Origin of the sequence: Sphaerisporangium dianthi, from assembly GCF_042654065.1 — a bacterium.
Lineage (GTDB): Bacteria > Actinomycetota > Actinomycetes > Streptosporangiales > Streptosporangiaceae > Sphaerisporangium > Sphaerisporangium dianthi.
In genome coordinates this window covers 106,029-119,856 of record NZ_JBHSFP010000013.1, presented here as the reverse complement: position 1 = coordinate 119,856, position 13,828 = coordinate 106,029, and the positions used below count along the sequence as shown (strand labels likewise).

At 70.5% G+C, this 13,828-nt stretch carries 8 protein-coding genes; 5 read left to right on the top strand and 3 right to left on the bottom strand.

Annotation, left to right across the window (positions count from 1 at the left end; translation table 11 throughout):
* Positions 1-58: 58 nt before the first annotated feature.
* Positions 59-1,276: an FAD-dependent monooxygenase gene (locus ACFO60_RS20315; RefSeq protein ID WP_380842211.1), complete on the bottom strand. Its 1,218-nt coding sequence runs from the start codon at positions 1,274-1,276 to the stop codon at positions 59-61.
* A 120-nt stretch (positions 1,277-1,396) separates the two neighbouring features.
* Here ACFO60_RS20315 and ACFO60_RS20310 point away from each other — a divergent pair, with 120 nt between their 5' ends.
* Complete coding sequence (locus ACFO60_RS20310) at positions 1,397-1,912, top strand: MarR family winged helix-turn-helix transcriptional regulator (protein WP_380842209.1); 516 nt, start codon at positions 1,397-1,399, stop codon at positions 1,910-1,912.
* A gap of 209 nt (positions 1,913-2,121) precedes the next feature.
* Positions 2,122-2,580 carry a GNAT family N-acetyltransferase gene (locus ACFO60_RS20305; protein WP_380842207.1) on the top strand — a complete coding sequence of 153 codons (459 nt, stop codon included), beginning with the start codon at positions 2,122-2,124 and terminating at the stop codon, positions 2,578-2,580.
* A 441-nt stretch (positions 2,581-3,021) separates the two neighbouring features.
* On the opposite strand, the gene ACFO60_RS20300 is transcribed toward ACFO60_RS20305, so the two are convergent.
* Both ACFO60_RS20300 and ACFO60_RS20295 read right to left on the bottom strand, forming a co-directional pair.
* On the bottom strand, positions 3,022-4,983 hold the full coding sequence (locus ACFO60_RS20300) for a multicopper oxidase family protein (protein WP_380842205.1): 1,962 nt from the start codon (positions 4,981-4,983) through the stop codon (positions 3,022-3,024).
* Positions 4,984-5,145: 162 nt separating this feature from the next.
* A complete protein-coding gene (locus ACFO60_RS20295) occupies positions 5,146-7,875 on the bottom strand; it encodes a GNAT family N-acetyltransferase (RefSeq protein WP_380842202.1) in 2,730 nt (909 codons plus the stop codon).
* 146 nt (positions 7,876-8,021) lie between these two features.
* On the opposite strand from ACFO60_RS20295, the gene ACFO60_RS20290 reads away from it, so the two are divergent.
* The 3 genes from ACFO60_RS20290 to ACFO60_RS20280 all read left to right on the top strand — a co-directional run bounded on the left by ACFO60_RS20290 (position 8,022) and on the right by ACFO60_RS20280 (position 13,810).
* The gene (locus tag ACFO60_RS20290; RefSeq protein WP_380842200.1) at positions 8,022-9,695 is read left to right on the top strand and encodes an NADH-ubiquinone oxidoreductase-F iron-sulfur binding region domain-containing protein; all 1,674 of its coding nucleotides are present in this window, start codon (positions 8,022-8,024) and stop codon (positions 9,693-9,695) included.
* Between the two features lie 103 nt (positions 9,696-9,798).
* Positions 9,799-12,477, top strand: coding sequence for a formate dehydrogenase subunit alpha (gene fdhF / locus ACFO60_RS20285; RefSeq protein ID WP_380842198.1), 2,679 nt, complete (start codon positions 9,799-9,801; stop codon positions 12,475-12,477).
* A 40-nt stretch (positions 12,478-12,517) separates the two neighbouring features.
* Positions 12,518-13,810, top strand: a complete 1,293-nt coding sequence (locus ACFO60_RS20280) for a PP2C family protein-serine/threonine phosphatase (RefSeq protein WP_380842196.1) — start codon at positions 12,518-12,520, stop codon at positions 13,808-13,810.
* Positions 13,811-13,828: the final 18 nt, after the last annotated feature.

Sequence of the window (13,828 nt, the reverse complement as noted above, 5' to 3'; positions counted from 1 at the left end):
ACTGCGCGGCCGGCTCCCGCCCGCCCTCGGCACGAAGCCACCCGCCACCACCGGACCCTTAAGTGGCCGGTATGCCTGCCGGCCGGGTGCCGGCGAAGTCCGGGAGGGTGAGCGCCGAGTGTTCGGGTCGCCCCTCCCCGGCGGGCATGACGGTCAGGCCGCGCAGCATCCGGTTGCGTCGCGCCAGGGCTTCGTCGGTACCGGGGAAGAGGGTGGCGTCGCCTTCCCTGACGAGTGCCTGGTTCATCTCGACGAACGCTCGGGCACGCTGTTCGTAGGCGTTCAACGCGGCCACGTGGTCGCGGTTCGTAGCCAGTTCCCCGGCGAGCAGGTAGGCGTCGACGAGGGCGAGGCTCGACCCCTGTCCGGTGAGGAACGAGGGGGCGTGGGCGGCGTCGCCGACGAGGGCGACCCGGCCGGCGGACCACCGGGGCATCCGGATCTGGCTGACGACGTCGAAGAAGAGATCGTCGGCCGTGCGCATGGCCGCGACCAGGCGCGGGACCTCCCACTGGTCGTCAGCGAAGATCGACGCGACGAGGTCGCGTTGCGCGTCGGGGTCCCGGAAGGCCTCGAACGGCGGTTCCGCCCGGCTGAAGCTCAGGAACCCGTGCACCGTGTCGCCGTCGCCGACGGCGTAGAGAGCCGCTGACCGGCCCGGGGTGTTCCACATGACGCCCTCGCGCGAGAGCCCCAGGTCGTTGCTCATGGTGAAGCCGGCGAAGCAGTACCCGAGATACCGGTGGAACCGCGCCTCGGGACCGAAGACGAGGCCCCTGGTGTGCGAGTGGAGTCCGTCGGCGCCGACGACCACGTCGAACGTGCGCCGGCCCCCGCCGCGGAAGGTGACGTCGACGCCGTCCGCGCGGGCGTCGAGGGCGGTGATGGTGTCGTCGAACAAGAACTCGACCTCGTCGCGGATGGTGTCGTAGAGGATCTCGGTGAGGTCGCCGCGGCGCACCTCCAGGTCGCGGACCTCGGCCCCGCCCGCCATGGACTGGGCGTCGACGGCGGCGATCACGCTGCCGTCCGGGTTGAGGAAGGTGATCCGCCGGGTGTTGATGTGAGCCGCCTGGAGGGCGGGAAGCACGCCCATCCGCCGGACGGCCTCGAGCGCGGTGCCGCGGATGTCGATGGGATACCCGCCGCCGCGCACCGCGCCCGCCTTCTCGACGACCGTGACCTCGAAGCCGTACCGGTGCAGCCAGTAGGCCAGCGCGGGCCCGGCGATGCTCGCCCCGGAGATCAGCACCCGGCCCTTCGACGTTGTGCTCATTCGCTCCTCCTCCATAATGGATAGCTACCTTAGGTAGCCTTTCCCCGGGTACGGGCAGGTGCTCGGTTCCCGGGGCCCTGGAGTAACTATATACCTAACTTAGGTATCTAATGGAGTGTGATGGCTGACACACGATCGTCGACCACGGACGACGCGGACGACGCGGACGACGGCGAACTCGACGTGCTCGCGGTGCTGCCCCGCCTGATGCAACTGGGCAACGTGCTGAACCGCAGCCGGCTCATCGAACGCGCCATGGATGCGGCCGGTGTCGCCCTGGACCGGCCCGCGATGTCGGTCCTGGTCACGCTGCAGATGGCCGCCCACCCGCTGCGCGTCGGCGAGATCGCCACGCGCATGCAGGTCGTAGGACCGCACGTCACCCGGCAGTTGAATGAGCTGGAGCGGCGCGGCCTGACGCGCCGGGTCCCGGATCCGCACGACCAGCGGGCCCGGTTGATCGAGCAGACGCCCGAGGGAGCCGCCGTCGTCGGCCGCTACCTGCAGACCGTCCTCAACTGGTTCGGCGACGCCCTCGCAGGCTGGTCCGAGCAGGATCGCCGGGCCTTCGGCAGCCTTCTCGAGCGCTTCGCGAGCGACCTCACCACCCGGTTGCAGGCCCTCGACGAGGAATGACCGGCCGGACGGCGATCAGCGCGGTGCCAGGATGCGCAGGTGCGGCATCGCGCCGTGCGCTAACGTGGGCGCGCCCATTCCACGTGAGTGAGGAGCGAGATGGTGCCCACCGGACGCCGGCGTGCCGATGTTCGGCGGTGGGTTCCCGACGTCCCTCCGGCTCCGAGACCGCCCAGCCGATCCGGCCGGCGCACCCCGATGAGGCTCCGATGAACATCCAGGTTCGACGGTCCCAGCCAGGCGCCGAGGCCGAGTTCGTGACGGGGCTTGAGTGGCTCTTCGCCCCGCCCGGCAGCCGTCCCCCAGATTGGGACCGCGACCGCGCCGTCGAGCGCACCGCCCAGGTCCTGGCCGACGAGAACGCCGCGCTGTTCGAAGCGCGCTCGCATCAGGATCGATTGGTCGGAGTGGCCAGCGTCTATCTGGACATCCTGTCGGTGCGGTTCGGTCGCCGGGCCTCGATCGAGGACCTCGCGGTGCACCCCGAATGGCGCTCCCGAGGCGTCGGCGCCGCCCTGCTGACGACCGCCAGGACGTGGGCACAAGATCACGGCGCCGACTACGTCTTCCTGGAGTCCGGCGTCGCACGAGCCGAGGCGCATCGCTTCTACCTCCGCGAAGGCGCGACCCACGGGGCCGCGGCGTTCAGATGGGACATAGAACGCTGACGGGCTCCGCGCCTGTTCGGCAGTAGTGCGGCGACGCTCCACACGCCCACTCGTCAACGACGTCCGAATCCTCGATTAAGTCGCATATTTCGTGGTTCGGGTCGGTCGAGGCCGGTCACGGCCCGGCGTTCTCTCCGATGGCCATGTCCTTGATCGCGAGCACCGTGGACGAGACGGCGGGGGCTGCTCCCGCTCATTCCTGTTTGCGGGCTCTCGACCCGCTTACCGGGCCTTCCGCCGTAGCTGGAGCCGCAGGCCATCTCAAGGTCCGCCCCGATGCCGGCCCGCACGGCACCGACGACTACGCCATCGTCCTGCACACCCCTGCGCCGGTCCCGCCGGCGCCCATGGAGATCGTATTCGAACCTGTGTACGAGTCTGTGGAAACTGTGGATAACTCCGCCTGACAGTGCGGGGCGCTGGTCTGGCGACGCCGCATCGTCAGTCGCCGATGCGGTAGGGGCGCATCATCTCGTTGTCCTCGTGTTCGAGGACGTGGCAGTGCCACACGTACAGGCCGGCGCGGTCGAACGTCATGCGGATCCTGGTGATCTGGTTCGGGTAGGCGATCACCGTGTCCTTGTATCCCGTCTCGGACTGCTCGGCCGGGCGGGCGGTGCCGTTGAACGGCCGGCGGTCGGCGACCTGGAACTCGACCTCGTGGACATGGATGGGGTGGGCGTCCTTGGTGAAGTTGTGGATCTCCCAGACCTCGGTGGCGCCCACCGCCGGGTTCTCGGTGATGGGGTCGCTCCACATCCTCGCCTTCACGCCTCCCTCCATGGTGCCGAGCAGGGCCGCTACCGGTCCCGCGTTGTCGACCACCGCTGAGTTCCTTTCCAGCAGCGCCACTCTGCGCGTCCTGCTCGCCGTGCCGACCGGCGTGAACGAGGGGAGCGTGAGCTGGTCTGGCGGCACCGTCCCGTCCCGCCCGGCGAGCGGTCGTACCACGAACTTCATCACCTGGCCCGTGGTCGCGGGATCGGCCGGCCGGTCCCGCGGGTCCCCTCGGAACGGGCCGTCGGGAGCCTCGTTGATGAGGTAGAGCTTCGTGCCCGCCGGGAAGGCGGCGAAATCGACGATCACGTCGGCCCGCTCGGCCGGAGCGAGCAGAAGGCGGGCCAGCCGCACGGGCTTCGGCAGGAACCCGCCGTCCGACCCGATCTGCCAGAAGGGCAGGACCGGGCTCGCCGGACGCCTGGCCACCGGGTTGGTGACGAGTTTCATGTCCAGGACCCGGCCGTTGCACCCGTTGAGGAAGCGGAGGCGGTAGCGGCGCGGCTCGACGGCCAGGAAAGGCCAGGTGCGGCCGTTGACCATCATGGTGTCGCCGAAGAATTCCGGGTTCCAGATGGGCGGCAGGTCGCTGTGCGGGATGTAAGGGCCGGGGAGACGGTCGAACAGGTTGCGGCTCACCGGATAGAGGAGCGAGCCGTCGGCGGTGAAGGACCGGTCTTGGACGACGATCGGGATCTCGTGGTGGCGTGTCCGCTCATCGTTGCGCTCCGCGGCCGCCGGTCCCGGCAGGACGCCCGGTGGAAGGTCGTCCGGGCCGCCCCGCAGGAGGTAGAAGCCGGCCATCCCGGCGTAGACGTTGAGCCGGGTGATCCCCAGGGTGTGGTCGTGGTACCACATCGTGGCCGGGCGCTGGTCGTTGTCGTACCGGAAGACGGCCGAGCCGGAATGCCACCGCGTGCCGTCCCGGTCGACGGATTCCGCGCCGAAATCCGCGTACTGCCTGCCTTCCGTCGCGTATCCCGCCGGGAGGTTCCGCGCCGCCGGCAGGTACCACGCCTCGGGGTGGCCGTCATAGCGGTCGACGCTGTCGCCGCCGTGCAGGTGGGTGATGATCGGGACCGGTCCGCGATAGGGGCCGGGGGTGGTGGTGAACGTGGGCCGCGAATCCCGCCCCGTCCTTCCGCCGGGTGGGTTGGCCCAGTGCAAGGTGGGGTCAACCGGCAGCAGGTGCCCCAAATAGTTTCCGCCGCCGTCTACCAGCTCGTTGACCCATTCGACCTGTACCGGGCGGCCGGCGGTGGCCTCCAGGGTGAATGCCGGGCTGCTGAAGGTCCGGGGGTGATGGACCGAGCCGTACCCCCAGACGGTGGTGGGCGGGTTTCCAGGAGGCAGGATCTGCTGCCGGAACTGCCGTACACCGATCACATACCGGTCGCCGGCGCCGTCTGCCGAGGCCAGGGACGGCATCACCGGTGGGATGGCCAGTGGCGTGACGTACTTGGCGATCGACGCCGGATTCATCAGGCCGGCCGCCGCTCCGCCCAGGTACGGGATCGTGCCAGAGACGAGGAGCACGGCACCGCTCGCCCCATTTCTCAGGAACTCTCGTCTTGTGAGCATCATGCCCCCGTCGAAGTGGATGCCGAAGACATGCGCCCCAGTCATGGCGCACTGGTTCGGCGATGGCATGTCGTCAGACCCGCGGAGGAATGCGTCCCTTGTAGCTCCAACGGCCTGCTTTCCAGATATACCCAGCTGTCAGGTGGTCCTCCGGTCGACGGCAAGGGAATGTCCGATGGACCGGCGGTCTTGGCCGGCCCCCACGGTTCAGCGCAGTCTTCGGCGGAACAGGGACGGCCTTCCGGCGTCGGGCGCCAGCCGGACGCGCGCGTCCACCGCTGTGACACCGGTCGGTGTGACGATGACGGGGTTGAGATCGACCTCGGCGATCTCCGGCAGGTCGTCCATGAGATGACCGAGCCGCACGATCTGGTTCTTCAGTCCCTTCACGTCTAGGGGAGGACTTCCTCGATAGCCGGAGAGCAGCGGTGCGCATCGAAGCTCTCCGATCATTCGTGCGGCCTCAGCGTCGCTGATCGGCGGCACCCGGAAGGCGCGGTCGGAGAGAAGCTCGGTGATGGTGCCGCCGAGACCGACCATGATGAGAGGCCCGAACGCCTCGTGCGCGACGCCACCGACGATCATCTCAAGGCCGCCGGTCATCATGTGCTGTACGACGGCGCCGGTCATGGCAGGGCCGATTCGCTCGGCCAACTCCCGGTACGCCTGCCGGACCTCCTCCGGCTTGCGCAGGCCCAGCCGGACGCCCCCGACATCGGTCTTGTGCACGATCTCCGGCCCGGTGGCCTTGACGACCGCCGGAAGTCCGACCCAGGCGGCGGCCTCGGCCGCGGTCTCAGGGCCGTCGACCGTCACGGAATCGGCGACCGAGATGTCGTAGTACGACAGCAGCCTCGTGGCGAGAGGAGTGTCGAGCCAGCGTCCTTGCGGGTACGCCGCCAGGTCCTGCTCGATGATCGCCCGAGCCCTCTTGAGGTCCGCTCCGCCGGTTCTCTCCGGCGGCTCAGAGGGGCGGTTTCGCCAGGCGGCGTAGTCGGCGGCACGACGCAAGGCGTGGACCGCCTGCTCGGGAAAGGCATAGCAGGGAATCCGGCCGTCGATGAGACCGTCACGCCCCATGACGCAGGCGAGCACGGTCTTGACCGACCCCGCCGTGGCGGTCCCGACGGCATCTCGCGTCGCCGCCAGACCCGAGCCGAACGGGGGCGTGTAGACGGCGAACAGGGCGTCGACCCCGGGATCGGCCAGGACGATCTCGATCGCCGCGGCGAACTCCCCGGCGTCGCCGCCGGCGGTCAGGTCGACAGGGTTGCCGACGGCCGCGGCCGCGCGAAGACGCGTTCTCAAGGCGTCCTGCGTGACGGTGGAGAGTTCCGGGACGCAAAGTCCTTGCTGCTCACAGGCGTCGGCCATGATGGCCTCCGGACCGCCGGAGTTGCCCACGATCGCGACCCGCCGCCCGGTGGGCAGGGGCTGGAAGGCCAGCAGTCTGGCGGTGTCGAGCATGTCCTGGACGCTGTCCTCGCGGATCACCCCCGACGCCCGGAGCAGTGCGTCCACTGCTCTGTCGGGCGTCGCGGCGGCGGCGGTGTGCGACCGGACGGCACGGCCGCCGGACGCGCTGCGCCCGCTCTTGACGACGATGATCGGTTTGCGTGCGCTGACTCTGCGGGCGATGCGGCCGAAGCGGCGCGGGTTGCCGAAGGACTCCATGTACATGGCGATGACGCCGGTGGCCTGATCGTCCTCCCAGTATTCGAGCAGGTCGTTGCCGCTGACGTCGGCCTTGTTCCCCACAGAGGCGAACGAGGAGACGCCGAGTCCCAGCTCGCGGGCTCGCTCGATCAGGGCGACCGCCACTGCGCCCGACTGCGACATCAGCCCCAGCCGGCCTTCAGACGGCAGGCTGGGCATGAAGCCGGCGTTCAGTGCAGCGGCGGTGTTCGCAATGCCCAGGCAGTTCGGACCCACCAGGCGCATCCCCGCCTCTCGGCAGATCCTGAGCAACCGATCTTCCAGGTCCTTGTTCCCGGCTTCCGCGAATCCTGCGCTCACCACGACCAGACCTCGGACACCGTGTCGCGCACAATCCCTGGCGACCTCGGGCACCGTGCCGGCCGGGGTCGCGATCACGGCGAGCTCTACTGGTCCCGGTACGGCCGACACGGTGGGGTAGGCCGGGAGGCCGCACACTTGCGCGGCGCCGGGGTTCACTGGATGCACGGGTCCGGAGAAGCCGCCGTCGATCAGGTTGCGCAGTACACGGTGTCCCACACTCGCCGAGTTCCGGCCGGCCCCTACGACGGCGACCGAAGCAGGGGAGAACATGTAGGCCAGGGAGTTGCGTTCGGCCTCGTGCGCTCGCCTTTCGATCTGCTCCAGCAGATCAGCCGTGGGATGCAGGCCGATACGCAATTCGATCTCGCCCTGCCGGCATCGCCGTTCGACCGGCAGGCCCAGGTCACCGAGTACCTGCAGCATCGGCCGGTTGCCCGCGAGGACGTTGGCCGTCAGCCGCTCGATCCCCCGTTGGGAGGCGTCGAGGGCGATGTGCTCCAGCAGCAGGGTGCCGAGTCCAAGACCGTGTACCTGGTCATCAAGCAGGATCCCGATGTCGGCCTCGGGACGATGAACGTCGGGGACGTACTCCGCGACCCCGACCACCCGGCCGGCGACAAGTGCCACCAGTGCATGACCGCGGTACGCAGGGCCGAGCAGGTGATCCATGTGGGCGCGGGCCGTGCCGAGCCCGCCGGTGAAGAACCGCAGGTATGCCGAGCGCTCGGATGACCGGCTCACCAGCGCGTGCAGAGCGTCCCGATCGGACACCCGCAACGGCCGGACGTGCGCGATCCCGCCGTCACGCAGGAGCACATCGCATCCGTCGTCCTCGCAGCGAAGCATGATTCGAGCCTGCGTCATGGATGACGCGCAATTCAGAGGCCTACTACCCCTGCGGCCAGGGCCTGTTGTCACTGGAGGAGACGGCGAGAGCGGCATGGATGCCGGCCGGCGCGGTGAGGGCGCCGAGCAGGGTCTCGATCCGGCAGTGGAAGCCCAAGAGTTGTCCAAGCCGGGATCTCATCCTCATCGGGGCTGAGTGCCACGCGGATGATGGGGCTATGAGGCCCGATGGTCGCTTCGACGCGTTTCGGGCGCTGGCGGACCGGCGTGGACGTCCGGGCGTCCGGTTGCTGGACGCCCTTGCCGATGCCGCGATCAGTGCGCCCGGCGGCGCGCGACGCTGGGCGCCCGAAGTCGCCGGACGGTTCGGCCTGCCCGCGGCGGCCGGCCTGGGCCCGGCCGGTTACTACGCCGATCTCGCGGTCCCGCGCGCCCGGCGTCACGTACGGGTCTGTGCGGCCGCGGCGTGCTTCGCGGCGCGCGGCGGACGGCACGTCGCCGAGGTCGAGGACGCGCTCGGCGCCGTGGCCGACGGCGCCGAACCGGTGAGGGCCGTGTCGCTGCAGACCGTGCGCTGCCTGGGGTTCTGCTACGCGAGCCCGGCCTGTCTCGACGGTGACACGCCCTGTACGGGTGCGGACCTCGCCGGCCAGCTGTGTGGTCGCGTTCCTGCCCGAGCCCCCGCCATCCCCGCCGCCGACGTGACAGGTGATCCCGTACTGCTCGCCGGGATCGTCGCCGGGCAGCCTTCCTGGCGGATGTGGCCGGAAACGGTGCGCGGAAGTGCGCCAGGGCGAGTGCGCGCGGAAGTGGAGGCCTCGGGGCTGCGCGGGCGGGGTGGGGCAGGGTTCCCTGTGGCGGCCAAGTGGGCCGCGGCGGGCGGCTCGCCGGAGACGGTCGTGGTGGCCAACGGTGACGAGGGCGATCCGGGGTCCTACGCCGACCGGCTGCTGATGGAGCTCGATCCGCAGCGGGTGCTGGAAGGGCTGGCTCTGGCCTGCTTCGCCTGCCACGCCCGCACGGGGCTTGTGCTGGTGCGTTCGGAGTACCCGGGTGCTCTGGCGCGGATGCGGGAGGCGACCCGGCGGGCGTACGAGGAGGGGCATCTGGGGAGGGCGGTCCACGGCAGCGCCGTCGATCTGGATGTCCGGATCGTGGAAGGGGCGGGATCCTACGTGGCGGGTGAGGAGACCGCGCTGATCGCCGGTCTGGAGGGGGGCAGGGGATGCGCGCGCCCGCGCCCGCCGTATCCCACGCAGCACGGGCTCTGGGACGCCCCGACCGTGGTGCACAACGTCGAGACGCTGGCCGCCGTGCCGTGGATCACCGGGCACGGCGGCCAGGCGTACGCCCGGCGCGGCACGCCGGCCGAAACGGGCACCAAGCTGGTGTGTTTGTCGGAAAGGTTCGCCCGGCCCGGCTGCTATGAGGTGGAACTCGGCACGCCCGTGGCACGCATCGTCACCGAACTGGGCGGCGGGCTGCGAGAAGGAGAAGAGCTGGCGGTGCTGCAGGTCGGCGGGCCTCTGGGCGGGTTCCTGGCCCCGGACGAGCTGGATGTGCCGCTGACCGAGGCGGCGCTGGCGGAGCGCGGAGCGGCCCTCGGTCACGCCGGTCTGGTGGCATTCGATCACCGGGTGGCGCCCGAGGAGGTGCTGCGGCACGTGTGGGAGTTCGCCGCCGCGGAGAGCTGCGGGGCCTGCTCACCGTGCCGCGTGGGATCTCGGCGAGGCCTGGAGATCACCTCGCGCGGCGTGCCGGGGGAGGAGTACGCGCGGCTGCTCCGGGTGATGGGTGAGGCGAGTCTGTGCGCGTTCGGCCGCCGGGTACCGGCCGCCGTACGCAGTCTGGCCCGCGCCTACGGTGACGAGCTCACGGGGTGGGACCGGTGAACGGCAGGAGGCGCCGGCCACGGCCCGCGGTGGTCGCGCTCAGGGGCGGCATCGTCTCCAGCACGGGCCCAGGGGCATATGACGGGCCCCGGCGGGGCCGGCGGTGAGAGTCGACGTGGACGGCATGGCCGTCACGGTGGCCGACGGGGCGTCGTTGCTCGACGCCGTACGGGCGGCCGGAGTCGAACTGCCCGCGCTCTGCCACGACGATCGGTTGACCCCGGCAGGCTCCTGCCGGTCGTGCCTGGTGAGGGTCGGCGGGAACGTGGTGGCCGCCTGCGTGACCCCCGCAAGGGACGGCATGCGGATCGGGGCGCGAAGCGAGGAACTGCGCGCACTGCGCCGGGAGTCCGTCGAGCTGATCGTCTCGGCGCTCCCGCCCCGGGCGCTGGCCGCCGGCGTTGAGGGGACCGAGCTGGCCCGGGTCTGCCACACGCTGGGCATCGGGCCGGAGGCGGCCCAGGCGGAAGACCAGCGGGGCCGCGACGACAGTCATCCCTACGTTCACCTGGACCGGGACCTGTGCATCGCCTGTGGCCGGTGCGTCCGGATGTGTGCCGAGGTCCAGGGGACCTTCGCCCTCACCCTGACCGGACGGGGCGCGGACACGGTGGTCGCCCCCGGCACCGGCGGATCGTGGGCGGACTCCGACTGTGTCGCCTGCGGCGGCTGTGTGGACACCTGCCCCACCGGCGCGCTCACCGAGCCCGGCCTGCCGGTCGGCGCCTCGCGGGCGGCTCCGATGCGTACTCGCACAACCTGCGGCTACTGCGGGGTCGGATGCTCGCTGGAGGTGCTGACGCGGAACGGGGAGATCACCGCCGTCCTGCCCGATCACGACGGCCCCGTCAATCGCGGCCACGCGTGCGTCAAGGGCCGTTTCGCTCACGGCTTCGTCGCATCGCCCGACCGGCTCACCCGGCCGCTGCTGCGGCGAGACGGCCGCCTTGAACCGGTGTCGTGGGCGGAGGCGCTGGAGCATGTGGCACGCGGCATGCGCACCGCGGTCGCCGAAGGCGGCCCGGACGCGGTGGCGGCGATCTCCTCGGCCCGGGCCACCAACGAGGAGAACTACCTGATCCAGAAGTTCATGCGGGTGGTGATCGGCACCAACAACGTCGACAACTGCTCCCGGCTGTGCCACGCGCCCTCCGCCGCCGGACTGACCGCCTCGTTCGGCCTGGCGGGCGGCACCGATCTCTTCGAGGACGCGGAGCGGGCCGACTGCCTGCTGGTGGTGGGCGCCAACCCGGCCGAGGCCCACCCGGTGGTCGGCGCCCGGCTGTTGCAGCGCGTCCTGCGCGGGGCGGGTCTGATCGTCATCGACCCCCGCGCGGTCGGGCTGGCCCGGTACGCCGACACGCACCTGCGGCCCCGGCCCGGCACCAACGTCGCCTTGTTTCACGGGCTGGCCCATGTCCTGCTCGCCGAGGGCCTGACCGACCAGGAGTTCCTGCGCGAGCACGCCATCGGTCTGCCGGAGCTCACCGAGCTGCTCGCCGCCTACCCGCCGGAGCGGGCGGCCGCGATCACCGGCGTCACCGCGGACGGTCTCGTCGCCGCCGCCCGGCTCTACGGCCGGGCCGAACGCCCCGCGATCTTCTACGGGCTCGGCGTGACCGAGCACCTGCACGGCACCGACGGCGTACGCGCCCTGGCCAACCTGGCCATCCTGCGCGGCGCGGTCGGCCCTGGCATCGGATACGGGGTGAACCCGCTGCGCGGTCAGAACAACGTGCAAGGAGCCTCCGACATGGGTGCCCTGCCCGACGCCCTGCCCGGCTACCAGAAGCTGGGCGATCCGGCGGCGCGGGCGCGGGCCGCGGCGGTCTGGGGCGTCCCGGTGCCCGCGCGGCCGGGCCTGCGGATCCCGGAGATGTTCGCTGCGGCGCGCTCGGGAGTGCTGAGGGCGTTGTGGGTGATCGGGGAGGACGTTTGCGCGACCGATCCCGACGCCGACCGCGTGGCGGAGGCGTTGGACAGCTGCCCACTTGTGGTCTGCAACGAACTTTTCCTGTCGGAGACCGCCGGCCGCGCCGACGTGGTGTTCCCCGTCGCGTCATGGTTGGAGAAGGACGGCACCTTCGTCAACTTCGACCGCCGTTTCCAGCGGGTGCGGCCCGCGCTCGACCCTCCCGGCGAGGCACGGCCCGACTTCGCCGTCGTCCACGCACTCGCCGCGGAACTCGGCGTCGATCTCGGCTGCCGCACACCGGCCGACGCGCTGGCCGAGTGCGGCCGAATCGCACCTGTGTTCGCCGGGCTGACCCACGAGCGGCTGGATAGGGAAGGTGCCGTTCCGTGGCCGTGCACGGACGCCGGCGCGCCTGGGGAGGGGCGGCTGTACCGCGAGCGGTTCGCCACCCCCGACGGGCTGGCTCACCTGGCCTCTCCTCCCTACCTGCCTCCAGGGGAGGAACCGGACCACAGCTACCCACTGGTGCTGGTCACCGGGCGACGCTGGGCGCATTACAACTCCGGCAGCATGACCCGGCGCACGGATGATCTCCGGCTCGACACGGTGGATCTGCTCGATCTCCACCCCGCCGATGCCACCCGGCTCGGCCTGCGTGACGGCGATCCGGTCGTCGTGGAGAGCCGTCACGGGCGGGCCGAGCTCGTCGCGAGACTCACCGAGGAGACGTCGCCCGGCCAGGCGTTCTGCGCCTTCCATTTCCCCTCCAGCGGGGTGAACACCCTCACCTCCAGCCATTCCGACACGGTCACGGCGTGCCCGGAGTACAAGGTCACCGCAGTGCGGGTGAGCCCTGCCCGGGAATGAGCCTCGTTTGATGGGAAGGAAGCAATAGGGGTGCGAGGCCATGGGAATCGAGGGGGTGCCGCCTGGCGAAGGCGGAGCGGATCGCTCGGAAGGGTTCGGTGAACGGCTGCTGGGGATCCCGCTGGACCTGGCCCACCGGTTGCCGCCCCAGTCGATCGCTCCACTGGTCGCCGAACAAGTGGCCAAGCTGGGCGGCCGCGAGGTCACGATCTTTCTGCAGGACTACACGCAAGAGCTGCTGGTGCCGCTGCCGGGAAGTGGTCTGGCGGTCACCGAACCGGAGCCGATCGATGACTCTCCCGCTGGAACGGCCTTCTTGCAGGGGAGGGTTGTCGAGGTGCCGAGGGCCGACGGCGTGCGGGTATACCTGCCGTTGGTCGCCGGGAGTGACCAGATGGGTGTGCTGGGGTGCACTCTTGACGCCAGCGACGACGACGTCCGCCGGTTGCTGGGCCGGCTGGGCGTCGTGGTCGCCGGCATGCTCGCCAGCAAGCAGTCCTATACCGACCAGTTCTTCAAGGTGCGGCGCCGACAACCGATGAGTGTGGCCGCCGAGATGCAGTGGTCGCTGCTGCCGCCGCTCGCGATGTGCATCCCACAGGTCGAGGTGGCCGGAGCCCTGGAGCCCGCCTACGACATCGCGGGGGACAGCTTCGACTACGCCCTCAACGACAGTGTCCTGCACGTCGCTGTATTCGATGCGATGGGCCACGATCTGCACGCCGCTACGATGGCGACCGTCGCCGTCAGCGTCTTCCGGCATGCCAGGCGCGCCGGCATCAGCCTCGGGGAGAAGTACGCGTTCATGGATCAGGCCATCGCCGATCAGTTCGGGCCAGATCACTTCGTCACCGGGCAGATGATGCACCTGAACATTTCCACGGGACGTCTGGAACTGGTGAACGCGGGCCACCCGGCCCCCCTGCTGATCCGTGAGCGCAGGGTCGTCCGTCAGCTGGAGGGGCCGACGACTCTGCCGATCGGGTTCGGCGGCCGGCCGCCTCGAGTCCGCGAGTTCGAGCTGCGACGCCGTGATCGTGTGCTGTGCTACAGCGACGGGGTGATCGAGGAGCGTGACGCGGACGGGCAGCCGTTCGGTGTGGAGCGGCTGATCGACTGCGTCCATCGGATGGAGCAGACGAGGGAAGGCGTCCGAGGGGCGGTGCGATGGTTGTCCCGGACGCTGAAGGATGAACGCGGCGGACGGACCAGCGACGACGCCACCGTTTTCCTGATCGAATGGTGCGGGGAAGGCGCGGTCGTCCGACGGCCCGGCATGAGCCGCCCCGTCGAGTCCTCCGACGCCATCCCTCCTGACGCCGGCACAAGATGATCGGGAGCACGCGTGCGG

What these genes read in the sequence shown, in the direction of transcription:
- ACFO60_RS20315 (WP_380842211.1), bottom strand. Translation starts at nt 1,276, where the DNA reads ATGAGCACAACGTCGAAGGGCCGGGTGCTGATCTCCGGGGCGAGCATC.
- ACFO60_RS20310 (WP_380842209.1), top strand. Translation starts at nt 1,397, where the DNA reads ATGGCTGACACACGATCGTCGACCACGGACGACGCGGACGACGCGGAC.
- ACFO60_RS20305 (WP_380842207.1), top strand. Translation starts at nt 2,122, where the DNA reads ATGAACATCCAGGTTCGACGGTCCCAGCCAGGCGCCGAGGCCGAGTTC.
- ACFO60_RS20300 (WP_380842205.1), bottom strand. Translation starts at nt 4,983, where the DNA reads ATGACTGGGGCGCATGTCTTCGGCATCCACTTCGACGGGGGCATGATG.
- ACFO60_RS20290 (WP_380842200.1), top strand. Translation starts at nt 8,022, where the DNA reads ATGAGGCCCGATGGTCGCTTCGACGCGTTTCGGGCGCTGGCGGACCGG.
- ACFO60_RS20280 (WP_380842196.1), top strand. Translation starts at nt 12,518, where the DNA reads ATGGGAATCGAGGGGGTGCCGCCTGGCGAAGGCGGAGCGGATCGCTCG.